We start from the raw sequence: 26,347 nt of genomic DNA on the forward strand, positions 1-26,347 counted from the left end.
ATTGACGTTTTTAACATTTGGACAGAAAAAAGACTAGATAAATCAATAGCTTGATTCATCTAGTCTTCGACTCCATTACATCGATGTCTTATACTATAGGTATACATAAAATAGAAAGAGGTGCCCGATATGTGGAAACACTTTGTAGCTATGGGTGATAGCTTTACGGAAGGTATTGGTGATGAAGTTGAGGAGACCCCATTAAAGAGCTGGGTCCATCACTTCGCCGAGCTGCATGAGCCCGCATTAAAATACACCAATTTGGCTAAACGTGGATTGATAACCAAAGAGATTCGCTTAAAGCAGCTGGAAGAGGCTCTAGCACTAGAGCCTGATTTAGTCAGCCTAATCGCAGGCGCAAATGATATTTTAAAAGGCCGCTGGAACTTCAATGAGTATAAGTCGGAAATGGAGCTCATGATAGATGGGTTAAGCAAGTCAGGTGTTGCTGTTATAATCGGAAATCTTCCCGACTTTACAGCTAGATTGCCTTTGCCTGATGAAAAAAAACGAGTAATAAAAGAACAGCTGCTGCAAGCAAATGAAGTCGTTCGTTCACTTAGCAGCGTGTTCAAATTAATGCCTATCGATTTCTGGAATCATCCAATAGCTGAAGACAATACCTTTTGGTCTAAGGATTTGATTCACCCCAACTCCATAGGATACCGAAAAATTGGCGAAATCATCTTTAATCGTTGCAAATAGCAAAAAAGAGGCTGTCCCAACAGCGTTTAGCTCGCTGAAGGGATAGCTCACGTTGAACGGAAATATTAGGAAATATGAAAAATAGCCGTCAGGAGAGCTATTCGCTATTCCTGTACGTCTATTTTTCTGTTCTGCTCTATTTTGCTTGCTTCATCAGATTGTGGGCAAGCGAAAGCCACCCGACCTCTAGACTTACCTTTGGCAAGCCGCGAAGCAGAAAATGCCTAAATTCCCTGTTATTCTTGATTTGCCCGAATATACTTTCGGGTTCAATCATTCGTCTTACCGACAACGCATATCCTTACACTTTTTCTTTGTTTTGATGCTATTTTGAGAAGTCTCCAACACTATTCTCAGCGATCAACGTCCAGCTATCCTGCACAATAGCAGGAACTTCGGCCATGTTTAGCTGTGTTGGAGATTTATGTTGTATTTATGCAATAACTTGCTATATGATCTGCCATTTTAGCACTTTAAAAGCGCTTATATTGTAGGGAATACAGTATAGCTACACGTAAGTGTGAGAAAGATGCCGCTATCCTGCGAATATGCAGGATAGAAAATAATTAAGAACAATGTAGAAGTGCATATTTGCCGAATTAGAAAAGGGGATATCCCAACAGGGTAAACCTGAGTGAGTGAATCCCATAGTATGTGCAAAAGAACCTTCAAAACCACTATGAAAGTGAATCTGAAGGTTCTTTTTTTCCAAAATATTACATGATAAGTGGGGCTGAATGATTCGAAAATTGCTTTAGGGACAGCCTCTTTTATGATTTAAATATACGTGCCATTAAATCATTTTTCCGAAAGTTCAATTTCTTGCTTTGTTGCTTCGTCAGCTGGTTGGTCGTTTTTCACATATTCATCTTGGTCACTGCCCCAAACATAATCGTAATTCGTAATGTCTGGCTTGTAGTCTTTTTTCGGATTGTCTTTATTATTTTCCATAAAAATCACTCCTTTTTGTTAGTATGCGTTCTCCCATTGAAAATTAATCCATTTGATTTCCACTGCTTCATTTGCCTGTTATTTCGAAATGTTTAAATCTTATTAGGGAGTATGCTAAAATGTGATGTACAACAAAAAATGATAAACTAATCCCATTTACAATAAAGGAGTCGAACGATGTTTCATCCAGAACAATACGAAGGATCAAAGGAGCAAAAATACGATTTGGCCATCCGGCAGCTTCAAGCTTTGCTGGAGGGTGAATCTGATGTAATTGCCAACCTTTCCAATGCATCGGCATTGCTTAATCAATTTTTAGATCGTATTAATTGGGTTGGATTTTACGTGTATCGGGGCGAAGAACTAGTCCTAGGACCTTTTCAAGGATTACCCGCTTGCGTCCGCATTCCTCTACATCGGGGCGTTTGCGGGAAAGCTGCCAGCCAAAGAGTGACTGTCAGAGTTGGAAATGTGCATGAGTTTCCGGGACATATCGCATGTGATGCCGCATCCCAATCCGAAATCGTTATTCCAATTATTATAAACGACGAGTTGTTCGGCGTTCTCGACATAGATAGCCCTGAGCTTAATCGTTTTGACGAGGTTGACCAGCTTTACTTGGAGAAGCTCGTTAAGCAACTGATTCAGCACTTGTAATACCAAATAGCCTGTCTTAACGATAACCCGCAACTTGAAGGTCATATCCAAAAAAATAACGAGCCCTAGAATCGCTTCTAGTGGCTCGTTTTAGGTTGAAATAACTTTGAATTTTAACAATCCTCTATTACAAATTCGTATAGGATAACTTGCATGCCTCGATAAGATCTGCCCGTTCATTCGTCCCCTCTACAAAAAAAGAATTCTCTTGGATAAGATCTATATAAAGCGCACCATTTAAGTGGTCCACCTCATGTTGTATGCATCTCGCCAGAAAACCCTCTGCTTCAATAACGAGCTCTTCACCTGATCTAGTTAACGTTTTCACTTTCACATGTTGTGACCTTTTAACTATGCCATAATATCCAGGAAGAGATAAACACCCTTCAGAGCCAACTTGTTCACCGCTTTGATAGACGATCTCCGGGTTAATCAGTTCAATTAGCCCATCGCCACAATCCATAACAATCACTCTTCTTAGAATGCCTATTTGAGGAGCAGCTAGACCAGCCCCATCATTCGAATCGTAGAGTGTTTCAGCCAAATCATCCAAAAGCTTTAAAATTTTCGGAGTAATACTTTCAATTGGCTTAGCTTTCTTTCGAAGAACAGGATCACCAAAAGGCAGAATTGCTTTTATAGTCACAAACTAAGCCTCCTTTACTTGCAAAGTTGGGGTATGTACCCATAGATCATTAGGTTTACATTCTAATGCAGTACAAAGTGCATCTAACGTTTCAGCCTTCATTTGTTTCGGTTTCCCTGAAATTAGAGCACTGATTGAAGGAGCAGAAAGGTTATAGTTAGCCTTATCCTCCAGCAGGCGAGCCAGTGCTGCACCCGTCCATATTCCTCGATCAGCCATCATTTTTCTGAGCATCCATTCAAGCAAGTTAAACACCCCTCGACACCACATTAGGCAGCAACTAAAATAATTAGGCACTGCCTAAATTTAGAGTATCATTAAATCCAAATTTTCTCAACAAATGAGCTCACTCTTTTTGTTCAACGCTATTGACTACAAAAACACAAAAAACCTCTACACCGTGTATCTTCACGCTAGAGAGGTTATATTATAAAAAATCACTTTTCAATTGAATATAATTGGTACAAGTCCCTAACGATTTGGGCCTCTTTGAAGACGTTCGTGAAGATTGCCTCGCACCCCTGGCCATTCCTCGGCAAGTATCGAATAATAAGCTGTATCTCTAATACCCCCATCACTTGCAGGGACATGTGCCCTTCGAATACCTTCAAAAGCAGCACCAAGCCGTAATATCGCTGAACGAGAACGTAAATTGCGAGCATCTGTTTTGAGCGAAATTCTAGTCGCCTTCCACGTTTCAAACGCATGGGTAAGCAGAAGAAGCTTAGATTGTGTATTAACTCCTGAACGAATTACTGATGCTGCATACCAAGTGCTGCCGATTTCGGCCACGGTTGGCGGTTTCTCATCCGAAGGCGATGGTCCACTCGCAACCCCTGGAGGCCATGGAGGCGGCCATGAGAAAACTTCTAAATCCAGAAATCTTGTAGTTCCTACAATACGCCCTGTTTCAATATGACGGACCACAAATGGCACTGCACGGCCTTTCTCGTAGGACATTAATGCACTCTCTATGTATCGTTCGGTATCCACCCGCCCATTTGGCACATTCGTATACGTATAAAGTGACCGATCTTCCGAGGCTGCGGAGCAGAGATCATCGACGTGGTCCATTGTCATTGGTTCGAGATGGACTAGATTCCCTCGAAGGGTGACTGGTGTTAGCATGGAATCACAACCTTTATATATTAATTATTTGTTGTTTGAAATTCAATTTGTGGAATTGCTTTAAATATAACGTTACGAATTGGTTAGTCAAAGTGAATATTTCTTGCTTTAGATCATTCACTAATGACAAAAAAACTCCCCACAGACAAGCAATACTGTAGAGAGGTATATTTTTAAGAGAGATACGTAATCTTGGAAGCAATTGATGTTCTTGGCTTAGCATTTGGAACTTCTGCTGGATAACCAATTCCCAATACACCAATAACATCGTAATCTTCCGGCACATCTAAAATGGTGCGGTTATGAGCCAAAGCCCCCAGAGAAGCCCAATACACACCAACACCAGCTTCATGAGCGGCTAATAAGAAGTTCTGTACAAAACRAGAGACAGCCATAACATTCTCGTCGCGTTCAAATGAAGTCGAACCTGGTTTAGACAATACTCCAATAACGACAGGCGCTTTGCCAAAGTCCGTTTTATGATTTAATTTAGTTCTTGTTTCTGGTCCAATAAACAGGAGCTCCCAAGGCTCGTTAAAGCGATGGTTTGGCGCATAGCTGGCAGTCTCTAGCCAAGAAATCAAATCACTTTCGGAAATAGGCTGAGGGCTGAATGATTTAATACTTCTGCGGGTTCTTATTGCTTCAGTTACTGTCATTTTTCTCATCTTCTCCAATATTGTTATTGTCGCTTTCAGGAGCTGCTTCGCGAAGCTCAAACGACTGGATAAACTCCTGAATAATTGCATCTGTAGCTTTTAATTCACCACTTATAACTAGTTTGATGGCGTCGTATTCTGGCTGATTCAGTTGATGCAGTAAAGTTGAGCGCTTCGTTTGAAGTCTCTCCAGGAATGCAATCGCTCTGCCTCGGCGAAAGGTTTGAGCGCTTGAAGTACGCTCATGTCTTCTACCGTCGTGTTCATGTCCCCGATCTCTGTGTCCTCTGTGTTCGTGATGCCCTATGTGTCCGTGTCTTCCCTCGCGCATTGTTACTCCCCCTCAAGTTGTATACATTTGTATACAAACGGTTTATGTATACAAATGTATACCGACTCGAGGTGAGCTGTCAAGAAATTATTCATTATCTACAAATGAAAAGGTCTAACTCCATTCTTATTTAGAGAGATAAGACTCCAGCCTTGCCTTAACCGACCGCCATTCCTGATTCGTAATGCTGTACATTACTGTATCGCGAATATAGCCGTCACTTAACACGCGATGGTTGCGCAGCACCCCTTCTCGAATGCCACCGATGCGCTCAATAGCTGCCTGTGACCTCGTATTACGAAGATCCGCTTTAAGCTGTACTCTGATCATGTTGTGATTGTCGAATGCTTCGCGCAGCAGCAAATATTTGCATTCGGTATTCACCCTTGTCCGCCAAACGCTGGGGTTCATCCAGGTGTAGCCGATTTCCAAACCGCGATGCTCTGCTGAAATATCGAAAAATCGGGTACTCCCAACGATTTTATTCTGTACCTGATCCCATATAACAAAAGGAATGCAGGTTCCCGCCGCCTCTTCTTTTTTGGCTTGCCCAATATACTGCTCGGCATCAGCTAACGAAGAAATCCCTTTCAAAGACACACCCCAAATCGGTGTGTCCTTTGCCGCTTCCAGCAGCATGCCAGCATGATGCTCCTCCAACAAGGTCAGCTTTGCGCGCGTGCCTTGCAATGTGTTTTTTTCTGTATTCATTACCGTGACCTCCGATTTTATATAAGAATAGTATCTCTGTTATGGTATGGATTCCGTATTGCTTGTTTACTTGAAATGTGAGATTGTTGTCATTATATGATGCATATCGGATTAGTAATAGATCCATTTTCGATAAATTTCATTAGACCACTTTAGAAACGGCAGGTAAGCAAACATGACTATTTATTTAGCTTTAGAGCCGTATAAGGAACGTTACACCACCAAATATGAGATGTTGTACCATGCGCTGCGGGATGCTTTGATGGAAGGCAAGCTTGTCCATGGGGATAAACTTCCTTCAAGCCGGGAACTAGCGAGGATGTATGGATTTTCACGCGGTACAGTTTCGAATGTACTTGAAGCACTCGCAGCTGAAGGGTATGTGGCTCCCTTGACCGGCAGCGGAACATACGTTAGTTATCAGACAACGAACCTTTCTTTGCTCCCTTTTGCCAAGAGAGAAATACAATTGTCTGAATGGGGTGAGCGGATTGCAGGCATGGCAGTTCATGTCAGGGAAACAGATACCCACATTGATGGGACGGATAGCCATCAGACATTAGTAAATGATGGTTCAGATCAATCAAAATGTTCCGAGAAAATATCCTTTCAACTGGGAATAACCGACATGAGCTCGTTTTCGAAGGAAGACTGGAATCGGTGCCTGTATGATGAAACAAGGAAAATGACAGAAAAAGCTAATATCGATGCACACAAGCCGCTTGGTGTGGAAACTTTGCGCGAAGCCATCGCTAAGCATCTTCAGCGCTATCGGGGTATTGTTGCTAATTCGGAGCAAATTGCGATCGTAAACGGATCGATGCAAGCAATTGCCTTGTTGACACAGCTTTTAGCAGGCTCTGGGGATGCCGTCGTAGCCGAAAGCCCCGGTTATTATGGGATTCGGAAAGCTGTGCTTGCTTCAGGAGCAATGTTGATTGAAGGTGAAGTTGACGATCAAGGACTAGTTCCGCAACCATGGAATGCCAAGCTGCTTTTTGTTACACCGAATCGCCAATACCCAACGGGGGCTGTGTTGAACATGGAGCGAAGGCAGCAGCTGCTCCAATGGGCCGCTGATCAGAGTGCATTTATCGTCGAGGATGAATATGACAGTGAATTCCGCCACCGAGGCAAACCGATTGAGACGCTCAAAAGTTTGGAAACTTCAGCTGATCTCGTCATATACACAGGAACATTTTCCAAAACGATGATGACGGATATAAGGCTTGGTTTTGTTGTTCTGCCGAGAGTTTTAGTCGTGCCCTTTGCTAGAGCAAAGGCGTTATATGAGCCGCATCCAAGCGCAATTCTTGAGCAGCGGGCACTCGCCTCGTTCATGAATAGCGGGCTGTATGAACGGCATTTGAGACGAATGAAGCGAATATACAGCCACAAATTCACTCTTTTGCGCGACGCGTTGAAACGATTGACCATTCCGATTCGCTGGGTTGAGGGAGATGCAGGTTTGCATATTTTCGGTTGGTGGACAGGAGCACAAGAGGATTATGATGCTTTTGAGAAGGCTTGCAGGGAAGCAGGCGTCGAGTGGGTGAAAGATCGAATGAACCGTAATCGGATTGGTATAAGCCTCGGCTTTTCCCACCTCACTGACGATGATTTAACAGTCGGGATAGAAAGAATGAGCAAAGCTTGGAAGCACATAGAATCAACATTTTAAATTCCAACAACCAAACCCATTCTCACCGGACACCAAACCAAGCTAAGCAGATTGATTGTTAAGCATGGATAATCTATTAAATTACACCTATCTATTAAAATAGTTCTCTATTCAAACCTATGATATAATTCAACCATTACAGTGTAAGGTTTCCATAATATGCAGGTTATCCCTCACATTCTCAGTACGAGACAAGGAGAGTGAACGTATGAGTACTTCTACGATTAAATTAATAACAGGCGCTAATGCTCCACTTGGCGAGGCGGCCACGGTGAAGGTTTCCATTTCCTGCAAGCATTCGCCAGCAGATCTCGATGTCAGCTGCTTTATGGTAGGCTCTGACGGTAAAGTTTCATCCGATGATTATTTCGTATTTTATAACCAGCCTGCGGATCCCGGGCGCATCGTGCAATTCACTCCACAAGACAAATGGAATAGTGAATTTATCATTAATCTTACAGCCCTCCAGTCATCGAAGGTTCAAAAATGCGTATTTGCGATCACCCTTGATGGACCGGGAACGTTCGCAGATGTAAAGGGATGTCAAATCACTGCCGAAACCTCGGTGAAAAAAGTTGTATATGAAATAACAGAAGGAAATGCTGAAACCTCACTAGTGCTCGCCGAGCTGTACCTGCATTCAAGCGGCTTTAAGCTTCGTGCGGTTGGCAAAGGTTTCCACGGTGGTTTGAAACCGCTCGCAGAAGCTCATGGCGTAAACGTTGCTGAGGAAGAAGATACAAGCAGTCCCCCATCGCCAGCAGTTCCGACGATTCAAGCCGATCAGGCACGCTCCAAAGCTGTATCCGAAATCAAAGCTGCACGCTCAGGCGCAGCGAGTTCCTCGGCAAGTGATGCGCCATCTAAAATTAATTTGAACAAAATTGATTTGTTGAAGCAAAAGGTGGCCATATCGCTTCGCAAAAAAAATATCGATCAGCAAAAAGCACGCGTAGCTGTTATATTCGATGCCTCCGGCTCCATGTATGCTCTCTACGAAAAAGGCGTGGTGCAGCGCGCATTTGAGCGGGTACTTGCAGTAGCTGCAAGCATGGATGACGATGGCATGATGGATGTCTGGTTCTTTGCCTCGAAGAGTCAACGAATGAAGAGCGTAAACGAAAATGAATACGAAAATTACGTTAAAAATACATATCCGGCCCCTCGCCTATTTGGCGGCCTCGGCGCTGGTAATAATGAACCTCTTGTTATGGCCGATATAATCAAGAAGTATACACAAGAAGAGCCTTCAAAAATGCCAACCTACATTGTCTTCTTCAGCGATGGCGGCATCTATGAAACGAAGAAAATTTCGAAGCTTCTTATTGATAGTTCCGGTCAAAATATATTTTGGCAATTTGTCGGCCTCGGTAATGCCGACTTCGGCGTGCTGCGCAAGCTCGATGATTTGAGGGGACGAGTACTCGATAACGCCGATTTTTTTGCACTGGATGATTTGGACCAAGTAAGTGATGAAGATCTGTATGATCGACTATTCAATGAATACCCGCAGTGGCTGAAAGACGCTCGGGCCAAAGGTATCATCAGCCCATAGCAAGCAGCAGACAAGTCGATAGTCATGAGCACCGTTCAGCAATGATCCGTACTCATGGCTGTTATTTTTTATCAAAGTAATAGGAGGTTCATCCATGATAAGAAAATTAATATTTCGATCATTGCTTGCAGCTTCTATCTTGCTCACAACCATTCAGATCGGGCAAACGTCAGACCCTATTGGAATGAATAAAGTGTATGCCGAGACTCCTGTAATATCCTTCGGTATAGGAAACCCTGGGATTCAGTCACCGATTGTCCAGCAAGCTTGGTCCGTAAAGGTCGATAATTGGGACGACTATTTAACTACTAACTCTACAGTAGCAGGTGAGGGCAAGGTTTTCACATTAAGAGACAGAAAGTTAATCGCTTTGAACGCTCAGACAGGCGAGATCTTATGGACTTTTGAAGATGATGTACAACCCACCTTTGTGTATCATGGGGGAAATATATTCGGGGTTTTGAATAACGGGAGACTTTATGCTCTTTCTGCTTCAAACGGGAAGAAGCTATGGACATCGAGCGTCCAGATTGAGAAACCAAACGCGATCGAGGTTTTCGGCGATACAGTGTATTACTTGTTAAGCAATTATATCGTTGCAGTCCACTTGAAGACGGGAAAGCAGCTCTGGGTAAATAGCGAGCCCCTTGCAGAATACGGATATTCAGGACTTCTGGATGCGGGAGAAGTCGCATTGCGTGTTTTTACAATAAATGGAGAATCAAACACCTATAATCAACTTAATGCCATCGATAAGAAAACAGGGAAAAAGCTTTGGGGGATAATAGATCAAAACGTTCCGATTAAGATTGAAGGCGGACTTGCATACTCTATTAAATATAATAGTCAACCGATAGATGAAAGTCCTGAGCGCAGCATTACAATATCCGTTATCAATGTAAAGACGGGTGAAATAAAAGGAAGCCGTGTTTATCGCTGGAGCATAGCCGAAGGTTCGGGCGATAAATATGAGACTCGTATATCGACCTACTTTGATGGAAATGATTTTTATATTCATCATAATGGCATTATAGAGGTATATGATTTCAAAAATTATAAACCGGAAGGCAAACCTCTAAAGTCCTACAGTGAGCCCATTTATGATCGAGAAGTTTACCCTCTTAGTAAAGTTCACCGTGGTCGCATTTTATTCGGCAAATCACAGAATGGTTTACTCACAAGCATGAAAACAATTAACGGACAAGACCTCAGCTGGACTGGAGACAACCCATCCGCATTGACGGTGGTCTATGGTAAAGGAGTCTATCTTGCCCAAACCGATGGCATCATGCACGCGCTTGATTTTGATACTAGCAAACCGCTGTTTCGGGTGAAAACTGGTGCGCGTAAATATGAACAAATCCTTAAAGAGGATGGATTCCTTATCATACAGACGCCAGACAGGTTAGTCGCAGTGAAATTACCTGCGGCTTTAAAGTAACAGCGTAATGAGTAGAAATCGCTTGATAACCATCTTCCTCCAAGGGCTATGATAATAGAATTTTCCTGAATGATGAGGCTGCTGCTCCGTGCAGGCAGCCTCATCATAAAGAGTTGTTATTTTAAAAATTTTGACCAAAGTATTATTGTGTTTTTCGTACATTTTGCGTTGTTAATTTTGCATATACAACAAAAAACACCATCACTTCTCCAATGATTATGTAATTGGGAAGTACAAGAAACAAATCCAATGTAAAAAAAGCGATCAGCAGCCCTAAGAAAAGCATTAAATGTGATATGCCCAATCTTTGATGTTCATGTCTATACTTATGGAAAACTAATGAGGTTGAAAAAAAGTAGAGCAATACAGATCCAAACATATAACCTAACATAAATAAATAATCTAATTGTTTCAAAAATAACAACTGAATCGAAGCTGCGATCATACACATCGATAAATAAATGAATAAATGCCCATAAATGATCGTTTGTCCTGCAGTCTCTATTGATTTGTTTACTTTCTTCTCGACGTTATCAAAATATTGCCACCACATAGCGATGATTAACACAAAAGTAATTAACGCAAATAAGATAGATTGCCACGTCCAGTTGCTGGACTGCAATACGGCTAGTATGCTGATTACGGATTCGCCAAGCAGAATAAGGGTAAACAAAGAGAACCGTTCTAATAAATGATGAGTATTTACCGGGCTTTTCACTAAATATTTTCGACCGATTAAAGGCAGCAATATGTCTACAGCTATTCCCGCATACAAAACGGCATAACGTATCCACGAGTCAAAAAATAATGATGATGCAGATATGACCAAACCAATCCAAAAGCGACTCCCTAAATACTGAGCAGTGATTTTTTTATGTGCTTCTTCTGTCTTATGTACCGCTAAATATTGAATGGCCGTCATAGCTCTTAAACCAATATAGCCTATTAAAAATGAAACATAATATTGATCAAAATCAACCGATAAGCTGGCGGTCATTATTAATACAAAAAATAATTGTAGAATCAGAAATATTCTGTGAGACAAGACATCTTGTCCGAAGCGATTTACAAAAAGCGACTGCCCCACCCAAGCCCACCAGATTGGAACAAAGATTAGAACAAATTTCCCTAAGTATTCTACTGGAATGGTGCCATTCTCGACATGCAGCAGCACATGAGCTGCTTTTGAAACTGCCGCTACAAAAAGCAAATCATAAAACAATTCCAGCCAGGTAACCTTCTTTTCAGCAGATCCTTCTTTCTGTTGTAATCCTAATACTTGCTTAATCATGGTTAGTGCTCCTTTTCGATTGGGGTGCTGAACCCCCGCTATCAATCTTTTTAAGTACTAACCCATCTTAGCGGATGTGGACGAATACGAATAGAGAAATCTGATTATTTTCTGATCGAGCAAAAAAAGAAGAGCAGGCTATCGCAGCTCCTGCTCTTATTATAAAATTAAAAATGCTTTTCCATCGCTTCATCGCAGCGAAAGAAGCCATTTTTGGAGTAAAATTGTACACTATTGCTGCTCGGCCAAACCAAAAGGAACTCGACTTTATTTTCTTTTGACCAATGCTCCATGGCCAATTGAATGTCGCTGCCGATTCCTTGATTTCTAAATGCAGGTCGCGTATATACGTTGGTCACGTATCCATAATAAGGGTCCGGGGATTTACCGGGTCTCGGTACTTTATGAATGAGTTGAAGATACATATGTGACACTATGCTTCCTGAGTCTTCTGCTACCCAAATATACCAGTCTCCGCTTTTCATTGCTTTAACTAAGAATTCATAACAAGTCTGATGGAACTCCTCGTAGTTTAGTGTACTATCGCTGTTCTCCTCTTCCGAGAACTCCCAGCGCATTCGAACAAGTTCATCGATATCTTCCAGAGTAGCAAGGCGTATAATGGACATGATTACCTCCCTTTTTTGAACTGCACAGATGCAGTTCTTCCCTTACGCTTCTCTAATAGAAAGATGACCATCCGAGGGTTTAGCGAGTCTTTTTATGATTCAGTTTTTTGTTACTATGCTTCTATAATTTTTCGCTACCCTTGTTTCACGAGGTTCTCTGCAGTACGGAAAGCTAAAGCCATGATCGTCAACACCGGGTTAACACCGCCATTGGTCACGTGAACAGATCCGTCGCTCACCCAGAGATTGTCGTATCCATGTACACGACCTAAGGGATCAGTCACGGAAGTAGAAGGGTCATTGCCCATGCGAAGTGTACCTGCCTGATGCTGTCCGGCGCTAAGCCCGCCACCTGCCCGAGTTTGCCAAACTTCACTTGCCCCAGCAGCCCAGAGCCACTTCTCTGCTTGCTCTCCCAGCATGGCTGAAGCTCGCAGCGACTCAGGATGGACGCTACCCGAGAGCTGAGCAACAGGTATRCCAAAGCGATCCTTTACCGCATTCGATAGCCGCACTCGGGATTCCGCGCTCGGGATCTCTTGGATCGGCCCCTGAATTTGGCTGGTGCGCAAGAAGCTCTGCCGCATGGTTTCCTTGCCTGCGCTCCCCCATCGTGCCGCATTCGGGGCAAGTGCTCGATACCAGTGAATAAGCGGCAACCGAGTGAACTCGTTGGCAAGCAGCCCTCCCCCGATAATGCCCTCGTTACTATGGTCAAAGCGGAAAGTGGCAATGCTCACTCCCGGACCAAGACCGTCTTGAATCGGTTCATCAAAGAGGCCGTATGCACCAGAGTAGACGTGCCCTTGAAGGTTTCTTCCTACTTGTCCGCTCCGATTGCCGATTCCATCCGGTTCTGATTCCGTTGCCGAGTTGAGTAGGAGGCGTGCGCTTTCGATAGCTCCGGCAGCAACTACAACATGCCCCGCACGTATTATCCGTCGCTGGATTGAGCCCTCCAATTGCTGCACGAGACGAACCCCGGTAGCATGTTTTCCACCCTCGGTTTCAATGCGCTCCACAGTGGTATCACAGATCAGGTCGCAGTTACCAGTTGCGATTGCCCTCACTAACATCGTATTATGCCCGCCATTCTTGCTATTGGTCGGGCAGGCAAATCCAACACACTGTCCGCACCGGCCGCAAGCTGGCCGACCATCCCTATCAACGGAGTTGATGAGCAGCGGCACCGGACCCGCTTCCCATCCCAACTTTTCTGCTGCTCTTGCTAGACGTTCTGCCTCCAGCGTACGTGACAGCGCTGGCATTGGATAATCCTGTCGTCGCTTCCCGCGTCCAGAATGGGCATTCCCATCACCAGAGACGCCAACTTCCCACTCCGCCTGCATGTAATACGGTTCAAGTTCTTCATAGCTAATCGGCCAATCGCTCAGCGAGCTCCCATCTGGTATTCCATAGCGACTCGCCATGCGGAAGTCATCTGGATGAAATCGCCATGCCTGCGCTCCGTAAACCCGTGTCCCTCCACCCAGCGTCATTGCATTATTATGATAGTCCCCATCAATAGGCGACGTAATTCGCTCATCTCCGCCCGCCAATAGAATCGTACGAGGGCTGCCTTCCATTCCTGGTCCTGTGTTATGACCATATTTGCTAAAGCGATGGTTGCGCAAATGATCACTGCCTACCTGACTGTAACGAAGCCAGCTTCCACGCTCAATAACGAGAATTTGAAGCCCTGATTCAGCTAATACAGCCGCCGCTACTGAGCCGCCAGCGCCAGCACCTATGATGACCACATCATAATTCTCCCGAAGCTGATCGAAGTTTTTTTGCGGTAAATCTATTTCTGGGGCCGTGTCAATGCTTTCGGGGACAGTCCCCGGACGAAACCCGATCATTTCCCATGATCTGCCTTCACTATTCCCGCCAAGCTCCGGGCTTCCATAGTATCCTTCAACGACCAGACACAATAAAGTGTCAAAGAAACGTTTGGATGAAACAGGCCAGCCGCCAAAAGAATCATGCTCAACGTCGCGCAACAATCGATCCTTCTCATGAGGCGATAGTTCCGAAAAAGGTTGGTCATGGAGAGCTAATGCCTCTGCTTCCAATGCACGAAGTCCTGGTTCTATTAGATCCGTCCAGGCAGCGGTATCCTGAGCAGCAATACGTTTCAGGTATGCTATAACTCCTCCATCGGTCGCCGACGGCCATGCATCTCCTGGAATCAGTTGATCTGCAACCGCTTCCAAAATTAAAAGAAGCTCGCTCGAAATATACTCTTGATCGTCAATCCTCATCGAACCTCCACCACCCATTGGCTTTTAACAGCAGCGTCTTGACTCATCCTCATGCACGCCCCTCCTTTATTTGCACAACGATACCTTACCAGCTTGCTTCACGCAGTCCCCAAGTTCTTATTAAATATAGCTTCATTTCCATATTATACTTTTCACTGAGTTGTTCAAGTGTTTTTCATTCTTAGTTCATTCAAAAATATCAGAATACTAGACTTGATAATCAAATTTATAGCAAAACAAAAAACCACCGTTTTTGAGAACAGTGGCTATAGTTTTAAGTTCGAATAAACCCATAAAATAGTGCTCGTCTGGATGTTAAAGCGCATATACAGCTAACGAATGGATGCCGACTTTGCCGAAGTAGATAACATAATTAGAATACGTACTGCCAGACAAAGTAGTAATCGGATGTTGTTTACAAATTAACTAATCAGATGTTATTTGTTCTGCATACTCGTTAAATCCATACCTCTTGCCTCTAAGCATGCTTAATTACAAGCATGTTTCCCGCATCAATGATAATCGGCGGTTCAAAATGAATCCTATCTTCTACGATGATATAAACCAAACTAGCATCGCCTAATTCGATTTGTTTAATCGTTTCGATTCTATCTTCGGGTAATCCAATCGATTTTACGACCAGCTTGCCGCCCAGTAATTGCAGCTGAGTCTGTGTCTCGCTTTGCTCGTAGACGCCCCAGCCCATGTCAAGCGACCAAAACGTACGAAACTTATCCACATCCGACTGAACAGGTTTGAATCCGATCATGCCTTCGACCATGTCATATTCGAAGCCGCTGAAGGCTTGCAGCAAGGAGTAACTGGCCATAGATCTCGCGTAGTTGCTGCCGCATTCGATCTCGTTCCACGGATTGCGTTTCTCGCCGTCGTAACGCTCCCGGATCGCTTGAACAATGGAAACCCCCTCATCGATGAAACTCTCTTGAATCATGTGCGCAGCCGCTTGGTATTCGAAGCCGGTCATCGTCTCCGAGTTATAAGTCAGCGGAATCGCCGGCTTATGTCGGCCCTCTGGCCAAGTGCAGATCACGAGTCCGCCCTCGTCGTTAAGAGAGTACAAGCGCCAAGTATTCGCTTCCCGCCTCATGCTGGATTTGAAATTATACCGATACAACGACTTCAAAGCTGTACGCATCTGTTCCTTATCGAAAATTTCGCCCAAACCGCATAAATTAGCGTGCCATTGTGCAATGACTTGGTCAATGGCGCAGCCTTCCCCAATCTGGTATTTGATTTCCCCTCGTTCATTGTTCCAATACGTGCTGACGGTATCCGTGTCGAATTTATCGAGCAGCGATTTATCCGATAAATCGACTTGTTGCACGTAGTACTCGCCATTGAACAGATGCTCGTCGATCCATCGTTTCCCCGATTGAAACAGGCTGTCAAATTCGTCAGCAGTTTCACTCTCACCCAAGAATGCCGCCATCTCCGCTCCCGCTTTAAGGGCCGCTAAGTAAAATCCGCTCAGCCAAGCATTCGGTCCGTATAGCTCCATGTCAAGAGTGTGATGCTGCCTGCCCGACAATACGCCCGTTTTATCTGGATCCCATTTGTCCTCGTTAGTATCGGCCCAAGCGTACGTAATGCTTTGCTTGATTTCTGGCCAGACGGACGTAAGCCACTCTGTATTGCCCGATATTTTCCAATCTCGATAAGCTTTAATAACACCGCCGAATTGTCCATCCGCGCAAGCACGGGAATCCATCCGCTCGCGTCCGAGCGGGAGCATTAACCGGAATGACATTCTCCCGTCTTCGCGTTTGTTGTATTTAAAATCTAAATCCCGCATGCTGCGCTCTAAGCGTGGGAACAGGAAGGGAAGTGCATAAGCATAATTCCATACATGCGTACAGGAACCTTCGCAACAGCCAGCATCTTCGATGCTGCCTTCGAATCCATAGAAGGAACCGTCGGTTAGACGAAGTGTTGTTGCCGTTTTGACCACGGATAAATTTGCGGACACCGCATCCTTGATGACATCGGGCACAGTCGATGAGAACAACGCATCTTTGAACCTTACGGTCTCACTGTAAAGACGATCCCAATGGTCAAACGCATATTTCGCGCATGCGCTGGAATCCTCAAACAGCGTCGCATAATAATTTTTCCAGCTGTTAGAGCCTAACGGATTGGGATTCCAATAGTTCTCCACGTTTGGAAAGTTCCAACTGATCGTGAATCGAATCTTTTTCTTCTCTCCGGGCTTCAGCTCAATATGAGCGGCAAGTGATGCCGTGTCTTTGCGTACCAAAGGCGGCTCAGTCACGGGATACTGACGATTTTGCAAATGTCCTTGCTGCGTGAAATCATGCCAGAACATCTCGAGATTGTCGCACCAGCCGCCGCGATACCAGAATTCTTGGTAGCTGACATCTGGTGCATCAGTTGACAGTGTGATATCGCCGAACTGAGCGAGCGCATCGTCATGCTGGTCAGAGCTTAGCTTAATCATGTGTATGCATTCGCCTTCGGTGCCTTCCATCATGCTGTATCGGTGATTTACCTTTTCCGTCGGAATGGGGTTGCCAGCCGAGAGGCATAACGTGTATGCAATCGTTTCATGATTTGTATTTTCAACTTCCCACTCAAAAAAAGCCGCGGGAAGACTAGAGTCATCCTCTTGGAGCGGTATGAACGGATTAAAGGCCACTAATTCGACGCGCCCGGGGAAATCGATTTCCGCGAATGACATGCCTGCCAACGGGAATTCGCCCCTGAACTCCACTTCCCGAAAATGCGGCATACCCGCCATCGTCTGGCTTTCTGGTCCGAATCCGTATCCGCTATGCAGCGGTGCGCCGCGAAGATTTTCACCGACGTAAGGCGCTTGCAAATCGCCGTTCAACACCCGCGCATCCAGTACTTTACCCTCCCGCTCCGCCTTTATTGCGAAGTGGCTAAAACCGTTGAAACTCTTCTTGTTCGGACGGTTGAATATTTCCCAGTCCACCAACCGGCCATTGCCTGCAAGACCGATGCTTCCGCTGCCGATTCCTCCAAGCGGAAAACTTATTTCCCTCATTTTAGTACCCTTATACGCCTTTTTCATGCTTATTACCTCCCTTAAGATCATGGTATACTTGAACAACAATCTACCTTCATCTTAATGGAATATAAGCTTTAATCCTGTATATATAAGATCTATTTTTTATGTATAAAACGATTATTTATAATGAAAGAGGCAGATTACGATGAGATTAGAGGACTACGCCATCGCTCCCTATGTTCGCGAATCAGATTATGCGATCCGTCCGCCCTTTTTCCTTGGCGAGCGCAATTTGCTGGATTATATCATTTTTTACGTGCAGGAGGGTTCGTTTGAAATCGAGGTCAACGGTAACGTTCATCTCCTGAATGCAGGAGATCTCTGTTTGCTTCAGCCCGGAGACGTACATACAATCAAAGGCATTACCGATACGATCAATCCTTACGTGCATCTGGATTTCTTTTATAATCCAGAGAAGGATAAGAGCTTTATCACGCGACCAGGACAATTGGACATGTCCCCCTACTCCACCTATTCACAACCTAGATTGCATGAATGCGATTCCTTACTCATTCCATTTAAACTTAAAACTCCGCACTCCGTTAAGCTGCGTGACCTCGTCTTCAAGATCATCGAATGCTGGCAGTCACAAACCTATCTAGGCATCATGGAAGCCAATCAGCTGGCTTATGAATTTCTGACCGTGATTTTCAAAAGTTATATGAAGCCACAAGCTGCCTCGTCATCTCGTCGTCCTTTCTTGAACTGGATTACGTCATATTTAGCGTTTCGAATCTCAGAACCTATCAATGTTAGCGATATGGCCAAAAGAGCAGACCTTTCTCCCTCTCGATTCACAGTACTATTTAAGAAACAATTCAATATGACACCTTATCAATACTTACTGAACTTGCGTATCCAGCATGCTCAGGAGCTGTTGAAGGAAGGCATGTCCCTTCAGCAGACGAGTGAATATTGCGGTTTCACTGATGTTCATCACTTATCCAAAACTTTCAAGTCCATAACTGGGGTCAATCCCGGTTATTTCAAAAGGAACTATGATCAGGATCGACGTCATTAACTACATTTGCCGTCCGTCCGTACCAATCTTTTTCTTTAAATTGAACCTTTATCCGGTTTTACACCAATAAATACTGGCAAGCTTTTTACGAGCTGGCCTTCCCCAATCTCTCTCGGAAAAAATGCTATGAAGAGATCGGATTTGCCCACCCTTTTTCCTGTAAACGAAAGCTGAAACGAATATCCATTTTGATTAAAACTGTCCATCCACTTACGCATGAGACCTAGCTTGGCAGCTGTCTCTGGATTCATCATCTGTATATACCCATCAGGAAAGGACATTTCTGGATATTCATAGCGGTATCCTTTAATTTGCGATAGCTGCTCCATCCCCGACTGTTTTACTTCGAACTCATACGGCTGCGGTTCACTGTTCCATTGACGCCGGGTATGGGATTGGTTCGACGTGCAAATCAGAATCCCCGGTCCTGGTTCAATTAACCTCTCTTCAAGAGCCGTCCCCCAAAGCAGCACATCAAGTCCAGTAAAGGCTTGCCCTTGATTAATTAGGCCGTATAAAACCTTTGACGAAATGCCAACATCCCCTGCTGCGAAGGAGTTCCAGCTTGAGAATGCCAGTTTGGGTGCATTGATTTCTTCAACATGATCTGTGAAGCGAATCTTGCTGCGCAAATGAAGTACCTTCTTATGTTGGTTAAAATCTGAATCCGTCTCATAACCCCGCATTGCCGCTTCAGTTGGAATATCCAGCAGCTCCGCCGCCAGCACCAGCGCGTCTTCAGCAAAGACCCTTTCTTTCTCCCAAATCGCCTTTAGTTCGGCAGGGTTCACACCAGGTGAACAAACCTCAGCCCATTTTGAAGGCAGCCCGTTCCGTTTTCGGGGACGACTCCCCTCGAACATCTCATTAAATAGATCCAAGTCATTGATTATCGTATCGGCCATCCTGCCATTTCGGTACAGACGCATGAAGAGCAAGTCGCTATCGTGTACGAGGGAACCAATAGCAGGCACTCCAGCAGATGCCGAGATGGAAGTGCCAAGCGTGTCCATCGCATCCATGTCCTGTTCGTCAAGTCTTTGGTCGTAGACGGAAATCCACCGATCAGAGGAAATCTGCAAAATAAGGGAGCGGTCAACCGATTCAGCGTTGTCTGTTTCCTCATATTCGTCCCCTACCAGCCTATTTCTTACAGCAAGCACCAGTTCTTCGAGCAGCTTTGTGCTATCCTGCACACCGGTGAAAACCTGGATATTTGAAAGAAATGTACCCATTATCCACACTCCTAACTTAACTTTTCAAGCCCATTCACGTAATTATCCATTTATTTTAACACATATTGGAATTAAGCCTAGAGTCCATTCTTAAAGTTCTGTAAAACAGAATGATCGAATCTAACGTTTGTTGACTATAGTATCAAGTTTGTTATCTAGAAGCATCAAATCCTCCTATTATACAATGAGCTTAACAAGTGCAACACATCCGAGAAGACACCGAAAGGAGTAAAAGGCATGAAATCGACAGTTGAACTTCAAGATAAAAGAAAGCGCTTACGAATTCGTTGGCACAAGCAGGATACGGAACTCACCCTCTTGGCATTGCCTACAACGATATGGTACATCCTGTTTTGTTTCTTACCTATGTTCGGGATCATTATTGCCTTCAAAAACTTCAAAATTAGCGGCGGGTTTTTGAGCAATGTATTTAATAGTCCTTGGGTAGGCTTCAAAAACTTTGAGTTCTTATTCAAGTCAAATGACGCTTGGATCATTATTCGAAACACCATTGGATACAACATTATTTTTATCGTTCTAGGTATTGTGTTGCCCGTTCTCTTCGCTATTATGATCGGGCTGCTCCACAGCCGCAAAGCAAGTAAAGTCTATCAAACGATGATGTTCCTCCCTTATTTCTTATCTTGGGTTGTCGTATCTGCTGTAGGCTGGGCGTTCCTAAGCTTTGATAAAGGGATTCTTAATCAATTGCTCGTCAACATGGGCGGCGATCCTGTTAACTGGTACATGGAGCCGGCTTACTGGCCGTACATTCTAATTCTCTTAAATGTATGGAAAGGCTTAGGTTATGGCATGGTCATTTATCTGGCAACCATCACAAGCCTTGACAGCACGTACTATGAAGCAGCTGTAATTGATGGCGCTTCCATTTGGCAGCAAACACGCTTTATTACATTGCCTATGCTCAAACTCGTTATCGTCATGCTGTTCATTCTGTCAGTTGGACGTATATTCTACACCGATTTCGGCTTGTTCTTTCAGGTCACGCGAGATTCCAATTCATTGTTTAACGTGTCTACCACCATCGATGTCATGGTGTATAAACAACTGAAATCCGCTACCTTAGGAATGGCAGCTGCTGCCGCATTCGTACAGTCCGTTCTGGGTTGTGCAACTATTCTAATCGCTAATTGGATTGTTCGCAAAATCGATCCAGATAGCGCGATGATGTAAGGAGGTAAGACCATGTCAACGAGAAGGACTTACGAAACAGGCCTTGAGAAATTCAACCGTACAAGCAACGTTGTAAACCTATTTTTCAACCTGATCTTTATCGTCTTGGCGCTGATCTGCGTCATACCCGTAATTGTAGTGCTATCCATTTCACTTTCCAGTGAGGACTCCATACGTGAGACAGGATATCATATATTGCCGGTTGCATTATCAGGCGAAGCATACGCTTATGTGATCAAGCAAGGAACGATGATTTTGCGAGCGCTCGGCGTATCCGCTCTTGTTACGGTGGTTGGTACTGTGCTCGGTATATTTCTTACCACCTCCATGGGCTATGTCCTTTCTCGCCCAAACTACAAACTGAAGGGCTTTCTAACTTGGGTCGTTTTCATCCCCATGATATTCAATGGCGGTCTGGTTTCCAGCTACTTCATTAATACTAATCTATTAGGACTAAAAGACAGCGTCTGGGCACTTATTCTGCCGCTTGCCGTCTCTTCATTTAACGTTATCATTTGTAAAACCTTCTTTAAAAGCACGATTCCTGACGGGCTGATTGAATCAGCTGAAATTGATGGTGCGAGCCAGCTGCGAATCTTTTTCTCCATCATTCTGCCGATTTCCTTGCCGGTCATTGCAACCATTGGACTATTTCTCTGCTTCTCTTATTGGAATGACTGGTTTCAATCGATGTTATACATCAATAACCAGAACCTATATTCTTTGCAGGCACTGCTTAACAGCTTGATGAGCAATGTCGATGCGCTTGCCAAAAACGCTGCAAGTATGGGCGTTAGCTATGCCGTGCTCGTCGCAACGATGCCGAAGGAATCTGCCCGCATGGCTGTAGCGATTATCATTGTTCTGCCTGTAGCCTTCGCCTATCCGTTCTTCCAGAAATATTTCATTTCCGGGTTAACGATTGGCGCAGTTAAAGGATAATCAACGAAATAAACCAAGCTTGCTTGGTTTATGATAGATCACTGTACAACGCTTACGGTGACACAACTTCAATAAGGGGGAAATGAAATGAAGAAATCTTGGAAGTTCATCTCTACGCTTTGTATTCTCACACTACTGGTGAGTGGCTTAGCAGCCTGCTCCGGCTCAAACTCTCCAGCTGCAACAAATGCTCCGTCAACGACAGACGCACCAAAGGACAGCGAAACACCAAGCAAGGATATTCCGACACTCATCTGGTGGACGATCGGCGGCCAAGTGCCTAATAACTTCGGCAAAGCGATTGATGCCATGAATGAATATACAGCGGAAAAAATTGGTGTGAAAATTGACATCAAAGTAGCCAGCTGGGGTGAATGGGATACCAAAATCAACACAATTGTAAATACTGGCGAACCCTTCGACATTATGTTCACAAACAGCGGTAAATACAGCAAGCAAGTGGCTATGGGAGCTTTTGCCGATATCACTGATTTAGTTCAAAGTGATGCGCCTGACTTATACAAATTGATTCCTGAAAAGGTTTGGGATGGCACAAAAATTGGCGGCAAATATTATTCCGTTCCTACTTATAAGGATTCGGCACTAACGCAATATTGGGTGTACGATGATAAATACGTGCAAAAGTACAATATTGATATCAACAACATCAAAACCCTGCAGGATCTTGATCAACCGCTTCACAACATCAAGTCCGGCGAAGGCAAGAGCTTCTACCCATTGCCGATGACGCAAGGTGAAGGCTTGAATGGTTTCTTTAACAATTATGATGATTTAACACTAGGCTTCACTCCAGTTGGCGTAAAAGCTGACGATGCATCACGCACGGTTGTCTCTGTTCTTGAACAGCCTGATGTCATAGCCGATCTGAAGCTCCTGCATAAATGGTACCAAGATGGCATCATCAACCCAGATGCTCCGACTAAAACAGAGAATGAAAAAGGCAGACCATTCTTTGCAGCCCAGGCTTTTCCAGGTGCAGAAGTAAGCTGGCAAATCAATGATGCTGTTGAAAAATATGATATGGTTCAACACTTTGGCCCTATTTATACAACAAGCACGATCCAAGGCTCCCTGAATGCGATTTCTGCGAATTCGAAATATAAGAAAGAAGCATTGAAGTACCTCGAATTAGTCAATACTGATCCAAAACTACGCAATATGCTTGCATTCGGCGAGCTAGACGTAGATTACAAAAATGTGGATGGCGAAAAGGTTATCGAGCGTACTTCTGATACTTGGCCGCTGGCTGCATACTCCCAAGGTACATTCTTTAATCTAGCAGTTACCAAAGGTGCTCCTGAGGATCAATGGGATCAAGTTAAAAAGCTGAATGACGCAGCGACATCCTCCACTGTGCTAGGTTTCGCACTGGACATCAGCAATCTTCAGACTGAAGTGGCAAATTGCCAATCCGTATGGGATAAATACAAATATGAACTCATTACAGGCGCATCCGATCCGGAGAAAATGATTCCGAAAATTACTGCTGAATTAAAGTCCGCTGGCATGGACACGATTATGAAAGCGGCTCAAGAGCAAATTAATAACTACTTCAAGTAAGTTAAGTAAGTTAAATAAGCATCCCCTATTGAGTCACTCTGTATGGGATGCTTATTTCTTGCTATCTATGAAGCTTCGCTTAATCATGATAAAGTGGTATGGAAACCACTTGCTTTAAGGCGAGCTGCTGCAATTGAGGTGCCATATGAGCTCTTTTTTACAAATCAAAATTTATCGTTACAAGTTTATTGCCTATGTCGTCTTTGTCGTAACTATCGGACTCGCTCTTGGCATTCTGACCTGTGTCATGCTGCTGAATCAGTGGGTTGGTGATGCTCGTTTAGAGGCTGCAAATGCGTTCGCAGGTGTAGAGAATGAGCTGCAGTACGATGCTGACCGAATTGAGGCTTACATGCAGCGTATATACTCCAATCATAGTCTAATGGAAGATGCTCGCAGCTTTTTGAACAGCAGTGTTGAAGGCTATTTAACCAATAGTCTGCAAAACAGCGAGTTCTCACAGCCGTTGGTATCCTTCCCAGAGGATATTAAAACCTACCTGTACAGCTGGGCGCAGGGTGAAATTACGCAGGTTAGTCTGCATACCAATCAGTATAGCAATGTTGTACGCTTTAACGAAAACGGAATTGCAAGCTTCATATTCGGTCTTCCAAATACAGACGAAGCTTTTCACGATACGATTCTAAAAGGCTTCGTATATCGCAAGAAACTATCGGATACATCACTGGGCTCTAAGGAATTAGGGGAGCTGCGCTTCTTGGTCAGCAGCGATCAAGTCTTTAAATCTATACAAAATTATCGTTTGGGAAAAGCTGCTGCAGTCAGTACCTCTGGTGAGGTCTACCTTATCGGCAGCGGGCAGGATCAGAAATTAGAGGAATTATCGCGTCTCGCAGCGGCGAATGGACGCAGTCATGGCGTTATTTCACAGGGCTTGTTCAAGCATATATTTTATATTACCTTTCCATCCACCAAGTTCAATTTCAAGTTCGTTAGCATCGTTGATTTATCCATGCTGATTAAGCAGCATGCCAGGATGCTGCTTACCATCTTTCTGATCGTAATAACGACCATGATAAGTGTACTACTGCTCATTGTGTATAATATGCGGGATGATTTCCGCTTCCTGCACCGCATTATTCAATCGATTGGTCGCGTGAAATCAGCTAATTTCACACCTAATCGCCCTGCTCGTTATCGTCGAAATGAATACGGCATGATTGCAAGGGAACTAGATGATATGATTCAGCAGTTAGATAAGCATATCCGCAATGAATATTTACTTAAACTAAAGCAGCAAGAAACCGAGATGAAAGCGCTTCAGAATCAAATCAACCCACATTTCCTTTATAATACGTTAGAGGTCATCCGCTCCACTGCTTTAGTTAATCAGGACAGAGATACCGCTGATGCCATTGCTACCTTAGGGGCGCTCTATCGCGAAATCGTCAAAAAGGAAAATATTATTTCGATTGCAAGTGAGCTGGAATTGTTGCAAAAGTACTTAGAAATTATGGAGTTTAAATATCCAGAACGTTTTTTTTATCAGGTCAATGTAGATCCTGCGCTCCTCTCGATCCCTACCGTAAAGTTCTGGATGCAGCCTTTGGCTGAAAACTTTTTCATCCATGGCTTTAGCGCAAGCAACGAGTTTAATTTGTATATCGTTAACGGCTGGGAAGCTGAAGATTATTATGTATTGGAATTTGTGGATAATGGGCGTGGTATTGGGGCGGAGCGTTTAAATGCAGTGCGAAGCACAATATCCAACCAGGATGATACTTCTTCCGAGAGTATCGGTTTGCGCAACGTCTACACGAGGCTGCACTTCTTTTACGGGAAAAGCTTTTTTATAGAGATTGGAAATAATGAGGAAGCTGGAGTTAAGATTTCTGTACGGATTCCAAAAGAGGTGATTGAACATGTACAAACTGCTGATAATGGATGATGAACCACAGATTTTGGAGGGGATGAAGCGAATCCTCGACTGGAAACAATACGGTTTCAGTCGAATAGATACGTGCGAATCTACGGAAGCCGCCATGTCCAAGGTTGTAGACCTGCTGCCTGATGTCGCTATTTTTGATGTCTGTGTTGGCAAGGATCTTGGTTATGAAACGATTCATAGACTTAATGAGCTCCAAATCCCTACCAAATATGTGATTATGAGCGGCTATAGTGAATTCAAGTATGCCCAAGAAGCCATTCGCTGTGGTGTTAAAGACTATCTGCTCAAGCCATTAGATCGTACAAAGCTGCAGCAAGTGATTGAGAAAATTATTGTTGAGGATCTCCATGGTACGATAGGTAATGCTAGCTGCGAGAGCCTGAACAAGGACCCGGTACTCGGTGTAAGTTATGACAGCTTATCCAAGCTGGTTAACCGCATTTTGCTCATGATCAAGACGGAGTATGCTCAGAATATTACTTTAAAATCAGTGGCAGAACGTTTCCAGATGAACAGTACCTATCTCGGACAATTATTTCTTAAAGAATCCGAAATGAAATTTTCAGAATATCTAATGGCTTACCGTATGCTGCTCGCACAAGAACGAATTCAATCGACAGATGAGAAAATTTCTTCTATCGCCCTTTCCGTCGGCTACAACAATCTCAATTATTTCTATACACATTTTCAAAGCTTTTTCGGAAAATCTCCCTCTGATCTGCGGGGAAAAGGTTAACAACGAACTC

The 26,347-nt window shown here is 44.0% G+C and carries 23 protein-coding genes and 1 pseudogene; 11 read left to right on the forward strand and 13 right to left on the reverse strand.

Features of this window, described 5'->3' with window-relative positions; all coding sequences use genetic code 11:
• The first annotated feature begins 129 nt into the window (after positions 1-129).
• On the forward strand, positions 130-705 hold the full coding sequence (locus tag AC1DPK_RS27595; RefSeq protein WP_477512274.1) for an SGNH/GDSL hydrolase family protein: 576 nt from the start codon (positions 130-132) through the stop codon (positions 703-705).
• Between the two features lie 136 nt (positions 706-841).
• Here the strand turns inward: AC1DPK_RS27595 and AC1DPK_RS27600 are convergent.
• Both AC1DPK_RS27600 and AC1DPK_RS27605 read right to left on the reverse strand, forming a co-directional pair.
• Positions 842-1,006, reverse strand: a pseudogene (locus tag AC1DPK_RS27600) (transposase); the annotation flags it as partial.
• Between the two features lie 497 nt (positions 1,007-1,503).
• Positions 1,504-1,656, reverse strand: a complete 153-nt coding sequence (locus AC1DPK_RS27605; protein ID WP_339208423.1) for a hypothetical protein — start codon at positions 1,654-1,656, stop codon at positions 1,504-1,506.
• A 177-nt stretch (positions 1,657-1,833) separates the two neighbouring features.
• Between AC1DPK_RS27605 and AC1DPK_RS27610 the strand changes: the two genes are divergently transcribed.
• A complete protein-coding gene (locus tag AC1DPK_RS27610) occupies positions 1,834-2,313 on the forward strand; it encodes a GAF domain-containing protein (RefSeq protein ID WP_339208422.1) in 480 nt (159 codons plus the stop codon).
• 127 nt (positions 2,314-2,440) lie between these two features.
• Here the strand turns inward: AC1DPK_RS27610 and def are convergent, their stop codons facing one another.
• The 6 genes from def to AC1DPK_RS27640 form a co-directional block, all read right to left on the reverse strand.
• On the reverse strand, positions 2,441-2,959 hold the full coding sequence (def, locus tag AC1DPK_RS27615) for a peptide deformylase (RefSeq protein WP_477512275.1): 519 nt from the start codon (positions 2,957-2,959) through the stop codon (positions 2,441-2,443).
• Positions 2,960-2,962: 3 nt separating this feature from the next.
• Entirely contained in the window at positions 2,963-3,205 is a 243-nt protein-coding gene (locus tag AC1DPK_RS27620) for a helix-turn-helix domain-containing protein (RefSeq protein ID WP_076270562.1), read from the reverse strand.
• Between the two features lie 225 nt (positions 3,206-3,430).
• Positions 3,431-4,087, reverse strand: a complete 657-nt coding sequence (locus tag AC1DPK_RS27625) for a GNAT family N-acetyltransferase (RefSeq protein WP_477512276.1) — start codon at positions 4,085-4,087, stop codon at positions 3,431-3,433.
• 173 nt (positions 4,088-4,260) lie between these two features.
• The gene (locus AC1DPK_RS27630) at positions 4,261-4,746 is read right to left on the reverse strand and encodes a nitroreductase family protein (protein WP_477512277.1); all 486 of its coding nucleotides are present in this window, start codon (positions 4,744-4,746) and stop codon (positions 4,261-4,263) included.
• Positions 4,733-5,077, reverse strand: coding sequence for a hypothetical protein (locus AC1DPK_RS27635; protein ID WP_477512278.1), 345 nt, complete (start codon positions 5,075-5,077; stop codon positions 4,733-4,735). The genes AC1DPK_RS27630 and AC1DPK_RS27635 overlap by 14 nt, the downstream gene beginning before the upstream one ends.
• A 126-nt stretch (positions 5,078-5,203) precedes the next feature.
• Entirely contained in the window at positions 5,204-5,788 is a 585-nt protein-coding gene (locus AC1DPK_RS27640) for a GNAT family N-acetyltransferase (protein ID WP_477512279.1), read from the reverse strand.
• 175 nt (positions 5,789-5,963) lie between these two features.
• On the opposite strand from AC1DPK_RS27640, the gene pdxR reads away from it, so the two are divergent.
• The 3 genes from pdxR to AC1DPK_RS27655 all read left to right on the forward strand — a co-directional run bounded on the left by pdxR (position 5,964) and on the right by AC1DPK_RS27655 (position 10,465).
• Positions 5,964-7,469, forward strand: a complete 1,506-nt coding sequence (pdxR, locus tag AC1DPK_RS27645) for a MocR-like pyridoxine biosynthesis transcription factor PdxR (RefSeq protein WP_477512280.1) — start codon at positions 5,964-5,966, stop codon at positions 7,467-7,469.
• Between the two features lie 208 nt (positions 7,470-7,677).
• Positions 7,678-9,024, forward strand: a complete 1,347-nt coding sequence (locus tag AC1DPK_RS27650) for a VWA domain-containing protein (protein ID WP_477512281.1) — start codon at positions 7,678-7,680, stop codon at positions 9,022-9,024.
• Positions 9,025-9,118: 94 nt separating this feature from the next.
• Positions 9,119-10,465 carry an outer membrane protein assembly factor BamB family protein gene (locus AC1DPK_RS27655; RefSeq protein ID WP_477512282.1) on the forward strand — a complete coding sequence of 449 codons (1,347 nt, stop codon included), beginning with the start codon at positions 9,119-9,121 and terminating at the stop codon, positions 10,463-10,465.
• A 142-nt stretch (positions 10,466-10,607) separates the two neighbouring features.
• On the opposite strand, the gene AC1DPK_RS27660 is transcribed toward AC1DPK_RS27655, so the two are convergent.
• From AC1DPK_RS27660 to AC1DPK_RS27675, 4 genes are all read right to left on the reverse strand, one after another.
• Entirely contained in the window at positions 10,608-11,756 is a 1,149-nt protein-coding gene (locus AC1DPK_RS27660) for a low temperature requirement protein A (RefSeq protein WP_477512283.1), read from the reverse strand.
• Positions 11,757-11,923: 167 nt separating this feature from the next.
• On the reverse strand, positions 11,924-12,385 hold the full coding sequence (locus tag AC1DPK_RS27665; RefSeq protein ID WP_477512284.1) for a GNAT family N-acetyltransferase: 462 nt from the start codon (positions 12,383-12,385) through the stop codon (positions 11,924-11,926).
• A 134-nt stretch (positions 12,386-12,519) separates the two neighbouring features.
• The gene (locus AC1DPK_RS27670; RefSeq protein ID WP_477512285.1) at positions 12,520-14,649 is read right to left on the reverse strand and encodes a GMC family oxidoreductase; all 2,130 of its coding nucleotides are present in this window, start codon (positions 14,647-14,649) and stop codon (positions 12,520-12,522) included.
• A gap of 478 nt (positions 14,650-15,127) precedes the next feature.
• Complete coding sequence (locus tag AC1DPK_RS27675) at positions 15,128-17,722, reverse strand: GH116 family glycosyl-hydrolase (protein WP_477512286.1); 2,595 nt, start codon at positions 17,720-17,722, stop codon at positions 15,128-15,130.
• A gap of 142 nt (positions 17,723-17,864) precedes the next feature.
• Here AC1DPK_RS27675 and AC1DPK_RS27680 point away from each other — a divergent pair, with 142 nt between their 5' ends.
• Positions 17,865-18,740, forward strand: coding sequence for an AraC family transcriptional regulator (locus AC1DPK_RS27680; RefSeq protein WP_477512287.1), 876 nt, complete (start codon positions 17,865-17,867; stop codon positions 18,738-18,740).
• Positions 18,741-18,775: 35 nt separating this feature from the next.
• Here AC1DPK_RS27680 and AC1DPK_RS27685 read toward each other — a convergent pair whose 3' ends face one another.
• Positions 18,776-19,975, reverse strand: a complete 1,200-nt coding sequence (locus AC1DPK_RS27685; protein ID WP_477512288.1) for a hypothetical protein — start codon at positions 19,973-19,975, stop codon at positions 18,776-18,778.
• A 237-nt stretch (positions 19,976-20,212) separates the two neighbouring features.
• Here AC1DPK_RS27685 and AC1DPK_RS27690 point away from each other — a divergent pair, with 237 nt between their 5' ends.
• The 5 genes from AC1DPK_RS27690 to AC1DPK_RS27710 all read left to right on the forward strand — a co-directional run bounded on the left by AC1DPK_RS27690 (position 20,213) and on the right by AC1DPK_RS27710 (position 26,337).
• Positions 20,213-21,169, forward strand: coding sequence for an ABC transporter permease (locus tag AC1DPK_RS27690; RefSeq protein ID WP_076270575.1), 957 nt, complete (start codon positions 20,213-20,215; stop codon positions 21,167-21,169).
• 12 nt (positions 21,170-21,181) lie between these two features.
• A complete protein-coding gene (locus AC1DPK_RS27695) occupies positions 21,182-22,111 on the forward strand; it encodes a carbohydrate ABC transporter permease (RefSeq protein WP_076270576.1) in 930 nt (309 codons plus the stop codon).
• An 87-nt stretch (positions 22,112-22,198) separates the two neighbouring features.
• On the forward strand, positions 22,199-23,692 hold the full coding sequence (locus AC1DPK_RS27700) for an ABC transporter substrate-binding protein (RefSeq protein WP_477512289.1): 1,494 nt from the start codon (positions 22,199-22,201) through the stop codon (positions 23,690-23,692).
• 145 nt (positions 23,693-23,837) lie between these two features.
• Positions 23,838-25,601, forward strand: coding sequence for a sensor histidine kinase (locus tag AC1DPK_RS27705; RefSeq protein WP_477512290.1), 1,764 nt, complete (start codon positions 23,838-23,840; stop codon positions 25,599-25,601).
• A complete protein-coding gene (locus AC1DPK_RS27710; protein ID WP_076270578.1) occupies positions 25,576-26,337 on the forward strand; it encodes a response regulator transcription factor in 762 nt (253 codons plus the stop codon). The genes AC1DPK_RS27705 and AC1DPK_RS27710 overlap by 26 nt, the downstream gene beginning before the upstream one ends.
• The last annotated feature ends 10 nt before the right edge of the window (positions 26,338-26,347 follow it).

Source organism: Paenibacillus sp. 01T424 (genome assembly GCF_056398745.1).

Coding starts and splice junctions, on each gene's coding strand:
- AC1DPK_RS27710 (WP_076270578.1), top strand. CDS start 25,576: ATGTACAAACTGCTGATAATGGATGATGAACCACAGATTTTGGAGGGG.
- AC1DPK_RS27625 (WP_477512276.1), bottom strand. CDS start 4,087: ATGCTAACACCAGTCACCCTTCGAGGGAATCTAGTCCATCTCGAACCA.
- AC1DPK_RS27655 (WP_477512282.1), top strand. CDS start 9,119: ATGATAAGAAAATTAATATTTCGATCATTGCTTGCAGCTTCTATCTTG.
- AC1DPK_RS27605 (WP_339208423.1), bottom strand. CDS start 1,656: ATGGAAAATAATAAAGACAATCCGAAAAAAGACTACAAGCCAGACATT.
- AC1DPK_RS27675 (WP_477512286.1), bottom strand. CDS start 17,722: ATGAAAAAGGCGTATAAGGGTACTAAAATGAGGGAAATAAGTTTTCCG.
- AC1DPK_RS27690 (WP_076270575.1), top strand. CDS start 20,213: ATGAAATCGACAGTTGAACTTCAAGATAAAAGAAAGCGCTTACGAATT.
- AC1DPK_RS27685 (WP_477512288.1), bottom strand. CDS start 19,975: ATGGGTACATTTCTTTCAAATATCCAGGTTTTCACCGGTGTGCAGGAT.
- AC1DPK_RS27595 (WP_477512274.1), top strand. CDS start 130: ATGTGGAAACACTTTGTAGCTATGGGTGATAGCTTTACGGAAGGTATT.
- AC1DPK_RS27705 (WP_477512290.1), top strand. CDS start 23,838: ATGAGCTCTTTTTTACAAATCAAAATTTATCGTTACAAGTTTATTGCC.
- AC1DPK_RS27695 (WP_076270576.1), top strand. CDS start 21,182: ATGTCAACGAGAAGGACTTACGAAACAGGCCTTGAGAAATTCAACCGT.
- AC1DPK_RS27610 (WP_339208422.1), top strand. CDS start 1,834: ATGTTTCATCCAGAACAATACGAAGGATCAAAGGAGCAAAAATACGAT.
- AC1DPK_RS27700 (WP_477512289.1), top strand. CDS start 22,199: ATGAAGAAATCTTGGAAGTTCATCTCTACGCTTTGTATTCTCACACTA.
- pdxR (WP_477512280.1), top strand. CDS start 5,964: ATGACTATTTATTTAGCTTTAGAGCCGTATAAGGAACGTTACACCACC.
- AC1DPK_RS27665 (WP_477512284.1), bottom strand. CDS start 12,385: ATGTCCATTATACGCCTTGCTACTCTGGAAGATATCGATGAACTTGTT.
- AC1DPK_RS27680 (WP_477512287.1), top strand. CDS start 17,865: ATGAGATTAGAGGACTACGCCATCGCTCCCTATGTTCGCGAATCAGAT.
- AC1DPK_RS27650 (WP_477512281.1), top strand. CDS start 7,678: ATGAGTACTTCTACGATTAAATTAATAACAGGCGCTAATGCTCCACTT.
- AC1DPK_RS27640 (WP_477512279.1), bottom strand. CDS start 5,788: ATGAATACAGAAAAAAACACATTGCAAGGCACGCGCGCAAAGCTGACC.
- AC1DPK_RS27635 (WP_477512278.1), bottom strand. CDS start 5,077: ATGCGCGAGGGAAGACACGGACACATAGGGCATCACGAACACAGAGGA.
- AC1DPK_RS27660 (WP_477512283.1), bottom strand. CDS start 11,756: ATGATTAAGCAAGTATTAGGATTACAACAGAAAGAAGGATCTGCTGAA.